This window comes from Lysobacter sp. CCNWLW3 (assembly GCF_036697405.1).
Taxonomy (GTDB): domain Bacteria; phylum Pseudomonadota; class Gammaproteobacteria; order Xanthomonadales; family Xanthomonadaceae; genus Lysobacter.
On sequence record NZ_JBAHWA010000003.1, the window covers coordinates 92,555 to 111,491 of the forward strand.

Below are 18,937 nucleotides of genomic sequence, written 5' to 3' on the forward strand. Positions count from 1 at the left end.
GCCGCCGGCGCGCGCATGGTCGCCGACACCGCCAACACCGCCCGGCCGCCGCGACGCGCGCGCCGGCTGCTGATCGCGCTGGCCGCATCGGGCCTGCTGGGCGTGCTCGCGCTGAGCTGGGTCTCGCGCCCGAACCGCGCCGCCGCACTGGTCCTGGGCCAGGTCGGCGCCGCGCTGGGGCTGCAGATCAGCGCCGCCGGCGTCAGCGAATACCGATTGCGCGGCACGCCGATGCTGCTGGTGCGCGATGTGGTCGTGCGCGAACCCGGCGCCGCCACGCCGCTGCTGAGCGCGAGCCGTATCCAGCTGTCGCTGCCGTGGTCGACGATCCGCAGCCGCGGCGGCCAACTCACGGTCGAACGCGTCGAACTCGACGCACCGCTGTTGAACCTGCCGGCGCTGCAGCATTGGCTGGCGAGCCGGCCGCCGTCGACGCAGACCCGCATCCCCACCCTCACCGACGGCCTGCGCATCGTCGACGGCCGCATCGTCAACGACGACTGGCGCATCGAAGCCATCCAGGCCGAGCTGCCCGCGCTGTACCCGGATCGCCCCGTGCGCGCGCGCCTGCGCGGCCGCTATCTGGACGCGCCGCTGGCGATCCCCTTCGATCTCGCGGTCGCGCTGTCGCGGCCGGCGCCGGCGGCCGGGCTGGGCGCGAACGGCCGCATCGCGATCGAACAGGCCGGCTGGCGCCTGCCGGCGACGGTGGCCTTGTCCGGCCCGCTGCGCATCGGCGACGACGAACTCACCATCGTGCCGGCCCTGCTGGGCGCGGCGGCCAGCTACGAATCCGGCGACACGCGCCTGCCGTTCGCGCTGGGCCTGCACGGCCCGCTCAAGTTCGACGAGGCGGTGTGGTCGCTGGAACCGGTCGCGCTGGCGCTACGCGCGCGCGGCGGCGACGACAATCCGATCCCCAGCCTGGACGCCGGCGGCGCCCTCGCGCTGGGCCGGCGGCTGGTGCTGCAACTGGACGGGCGGCTGGCGCGCTGGCCGCAGGCCTGGCCGGCCCTGCCGGCGCCCTTGGACGCCGCCTCCGAACCGCTGCCGTTCGAGCTGCGCTACGTGGGGAGGCCGGACCTGTCGGAAAACATCGGCCTGCGCCTGAGCCGCGGCGACACCCAGGCCGACAGCGAGTTCCGGCTGCCGGCGGTGCTGGCCTGGATCGACGCCGGCGAACGCGGCGCGCCGCTGCCGCCGCTGCGCGCCCGCGTGCGCACGCCGAAACTGGAAATCGCAGGCGCCACGCTGGAAGCGGTCGAGATCGAACTCGGCGACGAGGACTTGCCGTGAGCCGCGCCGCAGGCGCTAGCGCCAAGGCGCCCGCCGCGCCGGCCGCAGCCAACGCGGACGCATTCGCGAGCCGATTGCTGCGCTGGTTCGAGGTCTCCGGCCGTCACGACCTGCCCTGGCAGCATCCGCGCACGCCGTACCGGGTGTGGCTGTCGGAGATCATGCTGCAGCAGACCCAGGTCAAGACCGCCGCGCCCTACTTCGAACGCTTCGTCGCCGCCCTGCCCTCGCTGGCCGAACTCGCGGCCGCGCCGCAGGACCAGGTGCTGGCGCTGTGGTCGGGCCTGGGCTACTACGCCCGCGCCCGCAACCTGCACGCCGCGGCCAAGCGTTGCGTGGAACTGCACGGCGGCGAACTGCCGCGCGATATCGACGCGCTCACCGCCCTGCCCGGCATCGGCCGCAGCACCGCGGCGGCGATCCTGTCGCAGGCCTGGAACGACCGCCACGCCATCCTCGACGGCAACGTCAAGCGCGTGCTCAGCCGCTATCACGGCGTCGCCGGCTATCCCGGCCTGCCGGCGGTGGAAAAGCGGCTGTGGGCGCTGGCCGAGCAGGCCGTTTCGAGCCCGCAGCTGCCGGCCGCGCGCCTGGCCGACTACACCCAGGCCCAGATGGACCTGGGCGCGACCCTGTGCACGCGTGCCGATCCGGCCTGCGTGCTGTGCCCGCTGCAGGACGACTGCGTCGCCCGCCGCGAGGGCCGCGTCGCCGAACTGCCCACGCCCAAGCCCGGCAAGGTCGCGCCGCAGCGTCATGCCCAGGTGCTGTGGCTGATCGACGCGCAGGAGCGGGTGCTGCTGCAGCGGCGCCCGCCGGCCGGGATCTGGGCCTCGCTGTGGACCCTGCCGCAGGCCGACGACGCCCAGCTCGCGCAACACTGGTTCGCCGCCCATGTGCGCGGCGATTTCGCCGATGCCGAAACCCTGGCCCCGATCGCGCACGCGTTCAGTCACTACAAGCTGGAACTGCAGCCGCTGCGCTGGCGCGGCATCGCCCTGCGCGACGCGGTGGGCGACAATGACGAGCTGCGCTGGGTCGCGCGCGCGGAACTGTCCGCGCTGGGCATACCGGCGCCGATCCGCAAACTGCTGGAAAGCAACGACTAGCGCCGCAGCCCCACCGCCGCGCACCACGCCCGCGGCGTCCGCCGCGAGCCGTCACACTCAGGAACTCCGATGCCGCGCACCGTCCATTGCCAATACGAACACCGCGACACCGACGGCCTGGACTTCGTGCCCTGGCCTGGCGAATTGGGCAAGCGCGTGTTCGCCCACATCGGCAAGAGCGCCTGGGCCGCCTGGCTCGCGCACCAGACCATGCTGATCAACGAAAACCGCCTGTCGCCGCTGGACCCCAAGCACCGCGCCTTCCTGGAAACGGAAATGGAGAAGTTCCTGTTCGGCGGCGGCGCCGACAAGCCGGCCGGCTACGTGGCGCCGCAAGACTGACCGGCGCCGCGCCTTAGCGGTTCACTTGCGGTCCTGCGGCGAGACGCTGTCGTCCTTGGTTTCCGGCATCGAGCCGGCCGAACGCATGTCGCGTTGCGCCTGCTTGATCGCCTTGACGTCGAGCGGACGGATCTGGCCGATATGGCAGGGGAACGGGATCGCGCCCTGGCCGAGCACCATCACCTTGTCGAAGCGCGAATAGACCCGCCCGGCCTGGTTGCTGACGGTGATCGCCGAGGCGAAATCCAGGTCCGAACAACGGCCCTGCAGTTCCAGCAGATAGGCCTGGTTCGGCCGCGTCCACACCGCCAGGGCGCTGTCGCCCAGCGGGGTCCAGCCGTCGAGGCGGCCGTAGTACTGGAAGGCCGGCACCGGCGCGCCGGCGTGGGCGCGATACAGGGCCAGGCGGTCGGCGTCGCGCATCTTCGGATCGGTCGCGCAGGCGCTCATCGCGAACAGGGCGAGCAAGGCGGATACGGCGAATAGATAGCGTTTCATGACGGCTCCTGATAGAGGCGTACAGGCCATGCCTACGAACTCCGGCACCATCATGCTCCGCCGCCGGCACGCTGCACGCGCGCCTGCTCAAGCCGTTCAGCGGACATGCGGCTTGCCAGATCGTTCAGCGCTACGTATCATGCCGCTCCTCATCACGGCCTGCCGTGAAATGGCCGGGTAGCTCAGTTGGTAGAGCAGGGGATTGAAAATCCCCGTGTCGGGGGTTCGATTCCCTCCCCGGCCACCATTTCGCAAGCCTTGAACCGTCAACCCCGCATGGCGCCCGCCCTGCGGGGTTTTCTGTTTCTGGGCCCAGGTCTGCAAGGAAGCTGCGCAGGCCGCTCGCGCTGCCGCTCCCGCGCGCATCCGGTTTCGTCCCTGCCCCGTATAACCAGGCATGGATTTCCAAGCGCGCACCCGCACGACGGCCCGCCCTCGCCCGCCTACGCGTCCACGACGCGTCGTGCCGGCGCGCCGCGACCGCGACGAGCCGCGGCCATGAACCGCCATTTCGCCGCAGCGCGGCGCGCGCATCGGGCCGCAGCGTCGCGCCGACACGGATGGCCTATATTCGGCCGGTCCGATCGACGGCCGGCGCCGCACCCTCCACGCCGCGCCGCGCACGCAAGCCCGATCCGTCTTGGTCCTACAGGTGCAGGAATGCCCGAATCGCCGCAACGTCAGCGCACCCCGGAAAGCGAACGCCTCGACGGCCTGTTGAGCGCGGTCGCCGGCGGCGATCGCGCCGCCTTCGAAGCGCTGTACCGCGCCACGTCCGGCAAGCTGCTCGGCGTGTGCCTGCGCGTGCTGCCCGACCGCGCCGAGGCCGAGGACGTGCTGCAGGAGGTCTACGCCAGCGTCTGGCGCAAGGCCGTGCAGTTCGACGCCGGACGCGCCAGCGCGGCCACCTGGCTGGCGATGATCGCGCGCAACCGGGCCATCGACCGCGCGCGCGCCACGCCGGCGCCGCAGCGCACGGCGGCGATCGAACTCGCCGACGAACTCGCCGACCAGGCCGCCTCGCCCTTGCAGCAGGCCGAAGCCGCGAACGACCGCAGCCGCCTGGAACAGTGCATGCAGCGCCTGGAATCGCGCCGGCGCGCGCTGATCCGCACCGCGTTCTTCGACGGCGCGACCTACGAGGAACTGGCGGCGCGGATCGGGTCGCCGCTGGGTTCGGTCAAGAGCTGGATCCGGCGCGGCCTGAGCCAACTGCGGACCTGCCTGGAATCATGAGCGCGAACGATCCCCGTTTCGAGGACGAGGCCGGCCCCGAGCCGCCCGATGCCGATCTGTTCGCGGCCGAATACGTGCTCGGCGTGCTCGACGCCGGGCAACGGCTGCAGGCGCAGGCGCGTATCGCCGCCGATCCCGCGTTCGCGCAGGCCGTCGCCGATTGGGAACGGCGCCTGGCCAGCCTGCTGGACGAGATCGCGCCCGCGGACGTGCCCGCGCAGCTGTGGCCGCGCCTGCGCACGCGCCTGGGCTGGTCGCCGGTCGCCGACCAGCGCCACGGCCTGTGGCAGAACCTGGGCTTCTGGCGCGCCGCCACCGCATTCGCGGCCGCCGCCGCGCTGGCGGCGATCTTCGTCGGCCGCCCGCCGCGGCCGCCGGCCGCCGCGCCGACCCCACCGGTCGCGGTGCAACCGGCCGCGCAAGCCAAACCGGTGACCACCCTGGTCCACGACGACGGCAGCCCCGGCTGGATGGCCTCGCTGGACCTCGAGCAAGGCCAGGTGCTGATGGTCCCGGTGCGCGCCCCGGCCGACGCCCAGGGCCGCATGCCGGAGCTGTGGCTGATCCCGGCCGGGCACGCACCGCTTTCTTTGGGCATGGTCTCGACCGAATGGCCGAACAAAGTCACCGTGCCCAAGCAACACCAGTGGGCGCTCAAGCCGGGATCGACCCTGGCGGTCACCCTGGAACCGGCCGGCGGCGCGCCGCAGGGCGCCCCCACCGGGCCCATGGTCGCCAAGGGCGGCCTGAAGACGATCTAGCAGCCCCGCGAGCCGCGGCGATCCGCGCGGTCGCCGCCGCGGCCGGCCCATGCTTGCCGCCGCCGGCGCCGCGATAGCGCCTCCTGCCGCGAGTCATCGTGCACGGCGACATCAGGCCTCCAACGTCCTGGCGACCGCCGAGGGCAAGGCGCGACTCATCGACTTCGGCATTCCGATGCTGTGCGATTCGACCGCACCCACTGCCGAATACGCCGCGCCGGAAGTGCTGTCCGGAAACCACGAGCGAGAGAAAGCCGAACAGGCTCGCCGGCTCTAGCCCTGCTTCATCCAGCAGGCAACGACCCGGATTTTATTTGCCTCCGCCCATTGCATCGTCAATCTGAAATCCCCGTACCCCCAGAAATAATCGGACAAAAAAGGGCCCGGCGAAGGCCGGGCCTAGTCTCGCCGGGACGGCGAGGGGGATGCGATGACTTCCACTCCTGCTCTATGGCGCTAACGCGTACGGCCCGCGTGGACGGCCATCGCGCCCGCAATGCGCCGGGCCTTCGGCAAAAAAATGGGCATCCGCTACGACCCGGATGCCCCCGATGAAATCGGCAGAGAGAGCGAGAGAGGAAACAACGACGGCCTTGCAGGGCGTCCCTGGCCTTCCGTGGCCGGGGGTGCGCCCGGGATCAATAGCCCTGCGCGACCTGCGCCGCCTCGTAGGCGTCGGCATGGCCGCTGCCGACCTCGAAGGGCAACCGGCCGGGCATGGGATTGGCGGTGGCGGTGAGGATCTGTTTGACCTCGGCGGGCGTCAGCGAGGGATTGGCCTCCAGCAGCAGGGCGACGATGCCGGCCACGTGCGGGGTCGCCATCGAAGTGCCGCTCATGTGGGTGTAGTACAGGGCCTTGGCCCCCAGCGAGAGATCCTGCTGCGCGGCCAGCACCGGCAGCAGGCCGGTCAGGGCGCGGGTCGAGACGATGTCGACGCCGGTGGCGACCAGGCTGGGCTGGTTGCTGTAGGTCCAGCTCACGCCGTCGGGCATGGTGAAGCTGGCCGTTTCGCCCGGATTGCCGCGCGAGGAGAAGTCGGCGAGCGTGCCGTCTTTGTTGCCGGCGCCCACCGAAATCACCCACGGCGCTTGCGCGTAGGGGTTGTGGGTGTTCGCGGCGGGGCCGTCGTTGCCGGCCGCGAACACGCTGACGATGCCGCGCTTGTAGGCCTCGTAGCTGGCGAGGTTGACCGGATCGGCGGGGTCGAAGGCGCCCGAGCTGCCCCAGGAGTTGGAAATCACCCGGATCGGCGCGGCGAAGCTGTTCTGCTTGCTGATCGCGTAGTCGTAGCCGCCGACCGCGTCCAGGATCGAGATCACCGCGCCGGAGCCGTAGCCGATCAGATCGGCGCCGGTGGCCACGCCGCGGTAAAGACCGGCCGATTGCACGCCGCTGCCGCCGACGGTGCCGGCGCAATGGGTGCCATGGCCGGAGCTGATGTCGGTATTGAGCTGGTTCTCCAGCACCACCACCGGCAGGACATCCAGCACCGAATGCAGATTGGTCAGGGCCTGCACGTTCTGGACCACGCGCACGCCGTACTTGAGGTCGGCATGGGTGGCGTCGATGCCGGAGTCGTTGATCATCACCGACACCCCGCGCCCGGTGTAGGGCGTGGTGCGGCCGAAGTCGCCGGGATTGGCCTGGACCCGGTTGACCCCGGACAGCTCGCGCGCTTCCTGGTTGTAGTACTCCAGGGCGCGGTTGAGGTGGATCGCGCGCACATCGCTGCGTTGGGCCAGGGCGCGGATCTGCGCCGGCGTGGCCAGTGCGCCGGCGATCGGCAGGTTGCGCATGCCGATGCCCTTGCCGATGCCCAGCGTGCGCAGCGCCTGCAACTGGGTCGCATTCACCGCCCCCTGCTGCTGGTAGGACACCACCACTTCCAGCTTGTCGAGCGCGGTGGCGGTGCCCAGCACGCGGTTCAGGGCCGCGTCGATATGGGCGCCGGCCAGGGCCATGCCGCTGGCCATCATGCCCACGGCCAGTGCGGACAGCTTGAGGAAGTTGCGGCGGTTGCGATGCATGCTGGGCTTCTCCATGAAAACGTTTGTCGGCGCCGGGGACGAAGGGGGGCCGGCCTGGGCACCTTGGCCGGCCGGCGCGGGATCCGACCATCCGGATGAACGCCCATGCTGCGTGGGGGAAAATCCCTAGAGACTTGAAGGGGGCACGCGGAGTACGCTCGGCGCATGCCGTTGCTCTGTCTGCGCCCACGGCGGACGCCGACCTGGGCCACGGTCTACGGGGGGTGCGAGATGGGAAAGTGGGCGTGGAGCGCGCTGCTGGCGGCAGTGCTGTGGAGCGGATGGGGGCCTGCCAAGGCGCAGTCGCTGCCGGTCAACGTCACCGTCTCGGGCAACGAGGCCAGCGCCTACGTCGGCCTGCCCGGGCTGACCATCCTGGACCTGAGCCTGGAATTCGAGAACGCCCAGGGCCTGAGCGCGAACAGCCTGGGCATCGGCGCCAAGGTCGTCAGCCCGCTCAGCCCGCTGCTGCAGGGGCGGCTGCCCAACCTCAACCTGACCTCGCTGACCGCGGCCCTGCCGGTGCTGATCACCGTCGAGCCGCCGGCCAGCGGCGGCCTGCGCTTTCAGGGCACCGGCCGCTTCGAGCTGCACACCCACGTGCTGCCCTATGCCCTGGGCAGTTCGCTGCGCCTGTTCAAGGCGCCGCTGGGCGGGCCGTTCCAGGACATCACCGACGAGATCGCCCAGGGCAGCGTGCGCGCGCGCGGCACCTACGGCGGCTTTTCGCAGTTCCTGATCCTGATCGACCTGCGCCCCACCGGCATGGTCATCGACGAGAAGATCCTGCGCCTGCGCAACCGCGTCGCGCTGCTGCCGGCGGCCTTGCAACCGGCCTACACCGCATTGCTGGACGACACCGAGGACGCGCTGGACGGCAACGACTACCCGGCCGCGATCGCGGCGGTCGACGGCATCCGCAGCCTGGCCCAGTCCCAGGGCGGCACCACCCTGTCCAACGAATGGCGTGCCGACCACAGCACCACCAACCACGCCGGCGAGTTGATCGCGGGCGCGGCGACCTTGCGCTTCAGCGTGGTCTACCAACGCGACTACGGACAGTGATGCGCGTTCGCGATAGGGCCGCCGGCCGCGCTTAAGATGCGCCCATGCCGGCGCGCCTGATCGCTTATCCGCCCGAAACCGCAGCGATCACGCGCTGGATCGCCGCGGGCGGTCGCCTGCGCATCGGCCGCGCGGCCGACTGCGACCTGGTGCTGGACCACCCCTCGGTCTCGCGCGCCCACGCCGAACTCAGCTACGACGGCCAACGCTGGCAGTTGCGCGACCTGGGCAGCAAGAACGGCAGCTACGTCGACGGCATCGCGGTCGAGGACTGCCTGGCCCTGGCGGTGCCGTCCTGGCTGCGCTTGGGCGACGTCCACTGCGATTTCGCCGAATTCAACGAAGCCCAGAGCAACGGCCTGCGCCTGCGCCAGCAGCAACGCCGGGATTTCTCGCTCGCGCTCACCCGCCGGGTCGAGGCCGAATCCGACCAGGCCCGCCTGCCCGAGGAAGTGCTGCGCGGCGTGGTCGAGTTGGCCGACTGCAGCCGCGGCTTCCTGCTGCTGGCCAGCGGCGGCGATTACGCGGTGCGCGCCAGCGTGGTGCTGGACCCGGCCATGCTGCGCTCGCGCGTGTTCTCCGGCAGCGTCGGCGCGGTCGAACGCGCGCTCGCGCTGCGCCAGCCGGTGGTGGTCAACGAGGTCGCGCGCAGCGACTGGGCCGCCGAACGCGCCTCGATCGTCGACAGCGGCCTGAAATGCCTGGTCTGCCTGCCGCTGCTGGACGGCCCGCGCACCCTGGGCGCGATCTACGCCGACCGCCGCAGCCCGGGCGAACCGATCACCCAGTTCGACCTGGAACTGCTCAGCGCCTTCGCCGAGAGCGCCGCCCTGTGGCTGCTGGCGCGCAGCGCGGTCGAGGCATTGGACGATGCGCCGCGTTGGAGCACGATAGTGGCGGGCCCGCACGGCAGCACGCCATGACCGATTCTTCCGCGCCGACCGCCACCGGGCTATACGCGCAGCAACGGCTGGCGCCGGGCACGGTGCTGGCCAGGCGCTTCCGGATCGAGGCGGTGCTGGGCGTGGGCGGGATGGGCGTGGTCTACCGCGCCACCGATCTCACATTGGATGTACCCATCGCGCTGAAGCTGCTGCGCCCGGAGCTGGCCACGCGCGCCGACGCCTTCGAGCGCTTCCGTCAGGAACTGCTGATGGCGCGCCAGGTCTCCAGCCCGCGCGTGGTGCGCATCCACGACCTCGCCCAGCACGACGGCCAGTGGCTGATCGGCATGGACTACATCGACGGCGAGGCGCTGGACCGCAAGCTCGACCGCGAGGGCCCGCTGCCGATCGAGGATGCGATCCGGATCGCGCGCCAGCTCGCCCAGGGCCTGAGCGCGGCGCACGCGGTCGGGGTGATCCACCGCGATCTCAAACCCGCCAACGTGCTGGTCGACCGCGCCGGCGACGCCTGCATCACCGACTTCGGCGTCGCGCGCTCGCTGGCCAGCACCGGCCTGACCCAATCCGGCGCGGTGGTCGGCACGCCCGACTACCTGTCGCCCGAACAAGCGCGCGGCGAAACCGTGGACGCGCGCAGCGACCTCTACGCGCTGGGCCTGATCCTGTACGAAATGCTCGCCGGCGCCCTGCCCTTCGCCGGCGGCACCGTGCACGAAGTGCTGGCGCAACGCATGCTGCGCGCGCCGGCGCCGGTGACCGGGCAACGGCCGCAGACGCCGGCCTGGTTGGCGCGCCTGGTCGATCGCCTGCTGCGGCCGCAGCCCGGGCATCGCCTGGGCAGCGCCGACGAGGTCATCCGCGTGCTCGACCAGCGCAAGCTCGCGCGCGACTACCGGCCGCGCCGCGGCACCTGGCTGGCGGTGGCGGCCGCGCTCGCCCTGGCCGCGGCCGGCGGAGCCTGGCTGTGGCGCGCGCAGACGCCGACGGTGCCCGCGGGCGTGGCCGCGGTCGCGCCGCTGCACCGCCTGCTGGTGCTGCCGCTGGACGCGCCGGAGCAGGCCGCGCTGGCGCCCGCGCGCCGCGCCGCCCTGGCCGCGCAGTTGCGCAGCGCCCTGTCCGGCGTACCGGGTCTGGCGGTGGTCGACGAAGACCGCACCCAGCAGGCGCTGCGCCAGCTCGATCCCACCGGCAGCGCCCGGCTCGATCCGGCCGCGCTGCGCCGCACCGTCGGCGCCGACCGCGTGCTGCGCGTGAGTCTGCGCCCCGACGCCGGCCGCTGGCTGGCCGACGCCGAATTGTCGGACGAACGCGGCGGCATCCGCCGCAGCAGCGGCCGCGGCGGCGATCCGCAGGCCGCGTTCGCGGCGCTGCCGGACGACGCCGGTTTCCGCGGCGACCTCGGCCTGCGCGCGCCGCTGGCCCTGGACCTGCCCGCCGCGCCGGCCCTGGACGCCTACGGCGAAGGCCTGCGCGCGCGCCAGGACAGCGCGCCGGTGGAAGCGCTGGCGGCGTTCCGCAAGGCCGCCGACAGCGCGCCCGGGTTCGCCCCGGCCTGGATGGGCGCGGCCGAATCGGCGCAGGCGATCGGCGACCTCGACGGCGCCTACGATGCGATCGAACGCGGCCAGCGCGTCGCCGCCAACGCGCCGCCAAGCCTGCGCCGCCGCTTCGCCGCCGAACGCGCCCTGCTCGACGGCGACGCCGAGGCCGCCGCGCGCGAATGGCGCGCGCAGCTGCAGGCCACGCCCGACGATACCCGCGCCGAACTCGAACTCGGACGCGCGCTGGGCGCCGGCGGCGACCTCGCCGGCGCGGTCAAGCAATTGCAGGCCTTGAGCGCGCGCGACGCCAACGACCCGCGCGCCTGGTACGAACTGGGCAAGTTTTCGATCCTGCACGGCCAGGCGCGGCGCGCGGTCGACGACTACCTGGTGCGTGCGCTGGTGCTCTACAAGCGCAGCGGCAACCGCTACGGCGAAGCCGAAACCGTCAACGCGCTCGGCATCGGCTACAGCCGCCTGGGCCAGAACGACCACGCCCAGGAGCAGTACCGAAAAGCGGTGGAACTGCGCGGCGCGGTCGGCAACCGGCGCGGCCTGGCGACCAGCCTGCGCAACCTCGGCAACGTGCTGTCGCTGTCGGGCCGCTACGACGAAGCCGCGGCCAGCCTGGAGCAGGCGCGCAAGCTGCACCTGGCGCTGGACGATCGCCACGGCCTGGCCGCGGTCGACAACGAACTGGGCCTGCTGGCCGAGGAGCGCGGCGACTACCCGGCCGCGCTGCGCGCGTTCCGGCTGGCCCTGCAAGGCTGGCAACAGACCGGCGACGCCCAGGGCACCGCGCAGGCGCTCAACGACATCGGTTTCGCCCATTACCAGCTCGGCGCCTACGACGACGCCCAGGCCTATCTGTCGCAGTCGGCCGGCGCCTACCAAAAGCTCGGCGACCAGACCGGCCGCATCCGCACCTTGCAGAATCTCGGCCTGCTGGCGATTGCGCGCGGCCAATGGGACGCGGCGCGCGAACAGCTGCAGCTCGCGCTCGCCGACGCCGAACGCGAACAGATGATCGAGGAAGCCGCGGTCAGCCGCCGCAACCTGGCCGAGCTGGCCCTGATGCAGGGACGCTACGACGAAGCCCTGGCCGAGGCCGGCAAGGCCGAGGCGCTGTTCCGCCAGCGCCAGGACCCGCGCGGCATCGCCGACGCCGGCCTGCTGCGCGCGCAGACCCTGATCGCGGCCGGCGCCCGCGCCGATGCGCTCAAGGCCCTGGACGCGATCGCCGCGCCGGTATCGCAGGCGCCGGCCGAACAGCGCGGCATCGACGCCTTGCTGCGCGCGCAGCTCGCGCGCCAGGGCGGCAACGGCAAAAGCGCCGCGCAGCAACTGGCCCTGGCGCGCCGCTACGCCGATGCGTCGGGCGTGCGCCTGCTGCGTTTGCAGGTCGATCTGGAGGCGATGAAGGCCGGCACCGGCGAAGCCCGCCTCGGCGCCGAAGTCGCCGCCCTGGGCCACGTCGCGCTGCGCCTGGACTGGGCGGAAACCGCGATCGCCCAGGCCTTGGCCGCGGGCGATGCGGATGGCGCGGTGAAGCGCTACCGCGAGATCCTGCCGCTGCTGCGGCGTGGCGATTACGCCGGCGCCTTCCGCCTGCACGAACTGGGCGCGCAGGCGCTGAGCCAGGCCGGCGACGCCTCCGCCGCCGCGCGCGCGCGCGACGACGCCCTGGCCGCGCTGCAACGCCTGCGCGGGCGCATGCCCGCGCCCCTGCGCGGCGGCTTCGACGCGGCGCCGCAGATCGCCCGGCTCGAACCGGCGCGCAAGCCCTGAGCCGCGGCCGTGGACGAACTCGCCAGCCTGCGCCGGCAATACCAGGAACTGCTGGAGCGGCTGGAACGCAACGAGCGCGAATTCCGCCGCCTCGGACGCGCGGTCTGGCGCGTGCAGGAGGACGAGCGCCGCCGCCTCGCGCGCGAGCTGCACGACGGCATCGGCCAGAACCTGACCGTGCTCAAGCACCGCCTGGGCCAACTCGACGGCGCCCTGCCGGCCGACCGCGAGGATGCGCGCGCCGCATTGGCCACCGCGCTGGCCCTGTGCGGCGACACCTTGCAGGACACGCGCGAACTCTCGCGCCTGCTGCGGCCGCCCATCCTCGACGACCTGGGCCTGGAGGCCGCGCTGCGCTGGCTGGTGCGCAGCCAGGCCGAAGCCTGCGGCGCCCGCATCGATCTCGACGTCGATGCCCTGCCCGCCCTGGACGGCGAACTGCAGACCCTGCTGTTCCGCGTCGCCCAGGAAGCGCTCAACAACGCGGCCAAGCATTCCGGCGCCAGCCATATTCACGTGCAACTGACCGCCCGCCACGGAGGCTTGCAACTGCGCGTGCACGACGACGGCCGCGGCTGCGAACCCGAACTGGCCCTGCAGGCCGGCGGCAGCGGACTGGGCGGCATGCGCGAACGCCTGCGCCTGTACGGCGGCGTGCTGCAACTGCGCAGCGCGCCCGGCGAGGGCGCGCGCCTGAGCGCGCGCGTGCCCTTGTCGCCTCCCTGAACACCGGCGCTTGACGCGCGCCGGACACGCGAGCAGCGTAAGCGCCATGGGGACCAAGACCGTGCGGGTACTGATCGCTGACGACCACACCATGGTCCGGGAGAGTCTGGTCGGCCTGTTGCAGGCCGAAGGCGACGTCCAGGTCGTGGCCCAGGCCGCCGACGGCTTGGAGACGCTGGAAAAGGCGGTCGCGACCCGCCCCGACGTGGTCATCACCGATATCTCGATGCCGCGCCTGAACGGCATCGAGGTCGTGCGCCGCTTGTGCGAGGCCCTGCCCGACACGCGCGTGCTGGTGCTGACCATGCACCAGGAGAACGAATACGTGCTGCAGGCCGTGCGCGTCGGCGCCTCCGGTTACATGGTCAAGGACAGCGCGGCCTCCGAGCTGCTGGCGGCGGTGCGCGGCGTGCACGCCGGCCACGGCTACTTCGGCCCGCAGGCGGCGCGCGCGCTGGCCGAACAACTGCAGCATCCCGAACGCGATCTCGGCGACCCCTACGGCCGCCTGACCGCGCGCGAACGCGAGGTCTTCCACCTGATCGCCGAAGGCCACACCACCAAGGAAATCGCGCGCGAGCTGACGATCAGCGTCAAGACCGCCGAAAACCACCGCGCGCGGGTACTGGCCAAGCTGGACGTGCGCAACACCGCCGAGCTGGTGCGGTACGCGCTGCGCAAGGGTCTGGTGGACTGAGGGGCGGAAAGCAAATCCCCTCTAGTCCCCCTTTTTCAAAGGGGGGAACGGCACGGTTTCACTGGGGAGAAACCGCGGTCGAGCAGACGCGCTCGAATTAGCACGCTTCCCGCTCGTTTTTTGAAACGCGCTTTATTCCCCCCTTTGAAAAAGGGGGACTAGGGGGGATTTGCTTTTGCCCTTCCCCGTCCCCAACCCCCACCCTACGCCGTAGTATCCTCAACGCCCCATTACGGCTTACGGCGGAGCGGCAGCATGAAGGCGATGCGTTGGACTCGTGGTTTGGCCCTGATGGGCTGCGCCTTGCTGTTGGCGGCCTGCATCGGCGGACCGGTGCGCCGCGTGTCCGAGCCCTCCGCACGCATCCAGCAGCTGACCGTGCGCGCCGACGGCAGCTGGTCGGCCGAGCTGCGGATCGAAAACTTCAGCAGCATCCCGATGCGCTTCGACCGCTTCGACCTGGTCCTGGCCCTGGGCAGCGACGAGGCCGGCCGCCTGCAAGGGACGCCGGCGGTGTCGATCGGCCCCGAGTCGGCCGACGTGATCGCGGTGGACCTGCGCCCCAACGGCGCGGCCAAGCTCGCCGTCGCCGACGCCCTCGCCAGCGGCCGCAGCCTGTCCTACACCCTCAAGGGCAGCATCGACGCGACCCCCGACGAAAAGAAGCAGCGCAATTTCGCCATCGACCGCAGCAGCGCGCTCAGCCCCGCGCCCGGCCTGCCCGGCGTGCTGCGGTAAAGCCGGGAATCGGGAATGGGGAATCGGCAATCGTTTGTAGCCACGGCTTATGAACGACCCCACACCCCACCTCCGCTCCTGAGCTCTATCCGATTCCCTATTCCCCATTCCCTATTCCCGAACAGCCTATGAGCACCTACAAAGCCCCACTCGCCGATATGCGTTTCGCCCTGTTCGACGTGCTCGGCGCCGAAGCCGCGTTCCAACGCCTGGGCTTCGCCGAGGCCACGCGCGACGTACTGGACGCGGTGCTGGACGAAGGCGCGCGTTTCACCGAGACCGTGCTGGCCCCGCTCAACCGCGTCGGCGACGAGATCGGCTGCAGCTACGACAAGGCCAGCGGCGCGGTGACCACGCCGCCGGGCTTCAAGCAGGCCTACGCGCAGTACGTCGAGGGCGGCTGGGCCGGCCTGGTCTCGCCCAGCGAGTTCGGCGGCCAGGGCCTGCCGCACGCGGCCGGCGTGCCGTTGAAGGAAATGATCGACGCCGCCAACCTGGCCTGGGGCAACTTCCCGCTGCTCTCGCACGGCGCCACCGAAGCCCTGCTGCACCACGGCGAAGCCTGGCAGCAGGAGGTCTTCCTCAAGCCGCTGGTCGAAGGCCGCTGGACCGGCACCATGTGCCTGACCGAGCCGCATTGCGGCACCGACCTGGGCCTGCTCAAGACCCGTGCCGAACCGCAGGCCGACGGCAGCTATTCGATCACCGGCACCAAGATCTTCATCACCGCCGGCGAGCACGACTTCACCGACAACATCGTCCACCTGGTGCTGGCGCGCCTGCCGGACGCGCCGGCCGGCAGCAAGGGCATCTCGCTGTTCGTGGTGCCCAAGGTCCAGGTCGCGCGCGACGGCACCATCGGCGCCGCCAACGCGGTGCGCTGCGGCGCGCTCGAACACAAGATGGGCATCCACGGCTCGGCCACCTGCGTGATGAACTTCGACGGCGCCCAGGGCTATCTGATCGGCCAGCCGCACAAGGGCCTGATGGCGATGTTCACCATGATGAACACCGCCCGCCTCGCGGTCGGCCTGCAGGGCCTGGGCCTGTCCGACCGCGCCCTGCAGAACGCGTTGACCTACTCTCGCGAACGCCTGCAGATGCGTGCGCTGTCGGGCGCGAAGTTCCCCGACAAGCCGGCCGATCCCATCATCGTCCACCCCGACGTGCGGCGCATGCTGCTGACCTGCAAGGCCCTGGTCGAAGGCGGCCGGGTGATGGGCTACCACGGCGCGCTGCTGGTCGACGTCGCCCACAATGCGCCCGACGCGGCCGAACGCGAACGCGCCGACGCGCTGGTCGGTTTCATGACCCCGATCGTCAAGGCCTGCCTCACCGAATGGGGCGTGGAATGCACCTATCACGCGCTGCAGTGCTACGGCGGCCACGGCTACATCGCCGAGCACGGCATGGAGCAGCTCGCGCGCGACGCCCGCATCACCACCCTGTACGAAGGCACCACCGGCATCCAGGCCCTGGACCTGCTGGGCCGCAAGGTCATGCAGCTGCAGGGCGCCGGCCTGCGCGTGATGCTGGAGGAGATCGAAAGCTTCTGCGCCGCCAACGCCGACAACCCGGCGGTCGCCGAGTTCATCGGCCCGCTGCGCGAACAGGCCGCGCAGTGGCAGCAGCTGACCCTGCGGATCGGCCAGCGCGCGGTCGCCGACGCCGACGAAGTGGGCGCGGCTGCCTACGACTATCTGATGTATTCGGGCTATGTGGCGCTGGCCTATTGGTGGGCGCGCAGCGTCGCCGCCAGCGAAGCCTCGTCGCAGTCCGAGCGTTTCAAGGCCGGCAAGCGCGAGACCGCGCGCTTCTACTACGCGCGCCTGCTGCCGCGCACCCGCGCCCATGCCGAAGCGATCGCCGCGCCGGCCTCGACCCTGACCGCGCTCGACGCCGAGGCCTTCGACGCCTGATCGCAATACCCGCGCGGCCACGGACGGCCGCGCAGCGGGCATCGCGCCCGCGCGAGCCGCGCATCGGCTACCCAAAACGTCATCAAACGGGTATAAGCTGATATCCCGATGGAGACCGATAGAGCGAGCCTACGCTTGGTCCGAACCGGAACCCACGCAGAGCGACTGCTGCGTGAGCCGGAAATCCTCGGCGTCTCCGGCTTGGACCTCGCCCAGCGCTACGCGCACCCCCGCCCGCCCAGCGACCGCCTCAACGCGGTGCGACTGCTTTCGCTGGATGCGCACGGCCGCGTGCTCGACTGGATGAACTGGCAGGAAGCGACCTGTCTGTACGTGCGCGGCGCGGTGGCCTGGACCCTCGGCGACCCCTGCCTGCGCGTGCACGGCGGCACCAGCCGCCTCAGCGGCGAACAAAGCCTGATCGAACTGCATCCGATCGTGGCCGCGCGCGGCCATGCGCGTTCGCACGCGCTCGACCCGACCCCGGCCCTGACCAATGCCGCCCTGTTCGCGCGCGACGACTACCTGTGCCTGTACTGCGGCCGCGACTTCAACCGCCCGCACCTGACCCGCGATCATGTGATCCCGGTGTCCAAGGGCGGCCGCGACATCTGGGAGAACGTGGTCGCGGCCTGCTTCCACTGCAATTCGCGCAAGGGCAACCGCACCCCGCAGCAGGCCGGCATGCCGCTGCTGGCGGTGCCGTACCGGCCGAGCTGGGTCGAGCACCTGATCCTGTCCAACCGCAACATCCTCGCCGACCAGATGGCGTTCCTGCGCAATCAGCTGCCCAAGAACGCGCGCCTGAGCGGTTGAGCCCTGTCCACGCCGGTCGGAGCGCGTCGTGAATCGCGATCCGCGCGGAACCGCGCGCGCATCGGCCATGGGTCGAAAACGGTCGTTTCGCCGGGACTTTGCGTATTAAGCCGTGACGCCGGTCGCGATCTGCCCGCAGCCCGAGCGGGCACCTGCCGAAGAACGCTGGTTTGCGACGCGTTGCGCGCGTTGACGACGTGAGTGCCGTCCGCAACACTCGTCCACCACCGCAACGATGGACGCAACGATGGCCCTGACCCTCGGTCTGACCGGAATGGACCCGGCGACGGAGACCGCACTGCAGGCGGCCTTCAAGGACGCCAACTCCCGCCTCGGCGGGCGCTGGCAGCTGCTGCCCGAGAGCCAGGCCGACTACGTCGTCGTGGATATGGACAGCATGTACGGCCCGATGAGCTGGCTGCGTCTGCATGCCGCGGGCAAGAGCGTGATCGCGCTGACCAGCGCCCAGCGCACCCAGGCCGACTATCGCCTCGGCCAGCCGTTCGACGCCAACGGTATCGGCGATTTGTTACGCGAAATCGCGACCCAGGCCGGCCAGCCGCTGGAAGCCGCGCCGGCGCCGCCGACGATCGCCAACGCGCCCAACCCGGTGGCTCCGAGCCCGGCACCGGCCGCGCCCAAGCCTGCACCCGCACCCGCGCCGGCCGCGGTGCCCGCCCTGGACCGCGCGGTCGAGATCCCGCTGGGCATCGCGCCCACGCCGGCTCCGGCGCCTGCTCCGGCAGCGCCGGCTCCGGCGCCCGCGCCTGCCCCGGTGGCCGCGGCGCCCGCTCCGGCTCCTGCGCCGGCACCCGCACCCGCGGCTCCCGCATCCGCTCCCGCGCCTGCAGCGGCCGCCGGCGAATCCCTGCTGGTCTGGTTGACCTCCGGGCGCTTGCGCGGCCGCGTGCGCCTGCGCGGCGACGAGCCGCTGCTGATCGACGCCGAGCGGCGCCAGTACCACGGCCACTCGGCGCTCAAGCCGCTGTCGCCCTATTTCGAGAAGAACGTCTCCGCGGCCGACTTCCTCGCCGTCGACGACAAGACCTGGGCCATGACGGTCGCGCCGCTGGGCGAGCCCATGCCGCTGGTGCGCCTGGTCTGGTTCGGCAGCCTGCTCGCCGGCCATGGCGCGCTGGCGCCCGGTTACGACCCGCAGCGCCGCTATCAGATGGTCAAATGGCCGCAGACCGAACGCGAGTTCCCCAAGCACTTCCGCATCGCCACGGTGATGATGAAGGGCCCGGCGAGCCTGGCCGAGATCACCGAGGCCAGCGGCGTGCCGGCCGCGGATGTGGCCGACTTCGTCAACGCCAACCTCGCCACCGGCTTCGCCGAGCCCGAGGCCGAGCCCGATCCGGCCGAACCGGCCAAGGCCGGCGGCCTGTTCGGACGCCTGCGCGGCCGCTGATCGCGGGCGCCCCAGGCGCGCTCCCCCGCGGCCGCGCCTGAACCCGCCACGCACTCGCT

General features: G+C 71.6%; 17 protein-coding genes and 1 tRNA gene. 16 read left to right on the forward strand and 2 right to left on the reverse strand.

Annotated elements, in window-relative coordinates; genetic code table 11:
• Positions 1-15: 15 nt before the first annotated feature.
• The 3 genes from V1318_RS07820 (at position 16) to V1318_RS07830 (ending at position 2,747) form a co-directional block, all read left to right on the forward strand.
• The gene (locus V1318_RS07820; protein ID WP_332939095.1) at positions 16-1,296 is read left to right on the forward strand and encodes a hypothetical protein; all 1,281 of its coding nucleotides are present in this window, start codon (positions 16-18) and stop codon (positions 1,294-1,296) included.
• Positions 1,293-2,405: an A/G-specific adenine glycosylase gene (mutY, locus tag V1318_RS07825; RefSeq protein ID WP_332939096.1), complete on the forward strand. Its 1,113-nt coding sequence runs from the start codon at positions 1,293-1,295 to the stop codon at positions 2,403-2,405. Before V1318_RS07820 ends, mutY begins: the two co-directional genes overlap by 4 nt.
• A gap of 69 nt (positions 2,406-2,474) precedes the next feature.
• Complete coding sequence (locus tag V1318_RS07830; RefSeq protein ID WP_332939097.1) at positions 2,475-2,747, forward strand: oxidative damage protection protein; 273 nt, start codon at positions 2,475-2,477, stop codon at positions 2,745-2,747.
• 21 nt (positions 2,748-2,768) lie between these two features.
• Here the strand turns inward: V1318_RS07830 and V1318_RS07835 are convergent, their stop codons facing one another.
• Entirely contained in the window at positions 2,769-3,245 is a 477-nt protein-coding gene (locus V1318_RS07835; protein ID WP_332939098.1) for a DUF6491 family protein, read from the reverse strand.
• 171 nt (positions 3,246-3,416) lie between these two features.
• On the opposite strand from V1318_RS07835, the gene V1318_RS07840 reads away from it, so the two are divergent.
• The 4 genes from V1318_RS07840 (at position 3,417) to V1318_RS07855 (ending at position 5,519) form a co-directional block, all read left to right on the forward strand.
• Positions 3,417-3,492: transfer RNA gene (locus V1318_RS07840), tRNA-Phe, on the forward strand.
• A 413-nt stretch (positions 3,493-3,905) separates the two neighbouring features.
• A complete protein-coding gene (locus V1318_RS07845; RefSeq protein ID WP_332939099.1) occupies positions 3,906-4,481 on the forward strand; it encodes a sigma-70 family RNA polymerase sigma factor in 576 nt (191 codons plus the stop codon).
• A complete protein-coding gene (locus V1318_RS07850) occupies positions 4,478-5,242 on the forward strand; it encodes an anti-sigma factor (protein WP_332939101.1) in 765 nt (254 codons plus the stop codon). The genes V1318_RS07845 and V1318_RS07850 overlap by 4 nt, the downstream gene beginning before the upstream one ends.
• A 49-nt stretch (positions 5,243-5,291) precedes the next feature.
• Positions 5,292-5,519 (forward strand): hypothetical protein, encoded by a 228-nt coding sequence (locus V1318_RS07855; RefSeq protein ID WP_332939102.1) that lies wholly within the window; start codon positions 5,292-5,294, stop codon positions 5,517-5,519.
• A gap of 361 nt (positions 5,520-5,880) precedes the next feature.
• On the opposite strand, the gene V1318_RS07860 is transcribed toward V1318_RS07855, so the two are convergent.
• A complete protein-coding gene (locus V1318_RS07860) occupies positions 5,881-7,272 on the reverse strand; it encodes a S8 family serine peptidase (RefSeq protein ID WP_332939103.1) in 1,392 nt (463 codons plus the stop codon).
• A gap of 231 nt (positions 7,273-7,503) precedes the next feature.
• Here V1318_RS07860 and V1318_RS07865 point away from each other — a divergent pair, with 231 nt between their 5' ends.
• The 9 genes from V1318_RS07865 to V1318_RS07905 all read left to right on the forward strand — a co-directional run bounded on the left by V1318_RS07865 (position 7,504) and on the right by V1318_RS07905 (position 18,878).
• Positions 7,504-8,337: a DUF6689 family protein gene (locus tag V1318_RS07865; protein ID WP_332939104.1), complete on the forward strand. Its 834-nt coding sequence runs from the start codon at positions 7,504-7,506 to the stop codon at positions 8,335-8,337.
• 44 nt (positions 8,338-8,381) lie between these two features.
• Positions 8,382-9,260 (forward strand): FHA domain-containing protein, encoded by an 879-nt coding sequence (locus V1318_RS07870; RefSeq protein ID WP_332939105.1) that lies wholly within the window; start codon positions 8,382-8,384, stop codon positions 9,258-9,260.
• A complete protein-coding gene (locus V1318_RS07875) occupies positions 9,257-12,571 on the forward strand; it encodes a tetratricopeptide repeat protein (RefSeq protein ID WP_332939106.1) in 3,315 nt (1,104 codons plus the stop codon). Before V1318_RS07870 ends, V1318_RS07875 begins: the two co-directional genes overlap by 4 nt.
• Before the next feature lie 9 nt (positions 12,572-12,580).
• Positions 12,581-13,297 (forward strand): sensor histidine kinase, encoded by a 717-nt coding sequence (locus V1318_RS07880; protein WP_332939107.1) that lies wholly within the window; start codon positions 12,581-12,583, stop codon positions 13,295-13,297.
• Positions 13,298-13,343: 46 nt separating this feature from the next.
• Positions 13,344-13,994 (forward strand): response regulator transcription factor, encoded by a 651-nt coding sequence (locus V1318_RS07885; protein WP_056181754.1) that lies wholly within the window; start codon positions 13,344-13,346, stop codon positions 13,992-13,994.
• A 264-nt stretch (positions 13,995-14,258) separates the two neighbouring features.
• The gene (locus V1318_RS07890; protein ID WP_332939289.1) at positions 14,259-14,732 is read left to right on the forward strand and encodes an LEA type 2 family protein; all 474 of its coding nucleotides are present in this window, start codon (positions 14,259-14,261) and stop codon (positions 14,730-14,732) included.
• 128 nt (positions 14,733-14,860) lie between these two features.
• Entirely contained in the window at positions 14,861-16,651 is a 1,791-nt protein-coding gene (locus V1318_RS07895; protein ID WP_332939108.1) for an acyl-CoA dehydrogenase C-terminal domain-containing protein, read from the forward strand.
• A gap of 201 nt (positions 16,652-16,852) precedes the next feature.
• Positions 16,853-17,467, forward strand: coding sequence for an HNH endonuclease (locus tag V1318_RS07900; RefSeq protein ID WP_332939290.1), 615 nt, complete (start codon positions 16,853-16,855; stop codon positions 17,465-17,467).
• Positions 17,468-17,714: 247 nt separating this feature from the next.
• Positions 17,715-18,878, forward strand: coding sequence for a hypothetical protein (locus tag V1318_RS07905; protein WP_332939109.1), 1,164 nt, complete (start codon positions 17,715-17,717; stop codon positions 18,876-18,878).
• Positions 18,879-18,937: the final 59 nt, after the last annotated feature.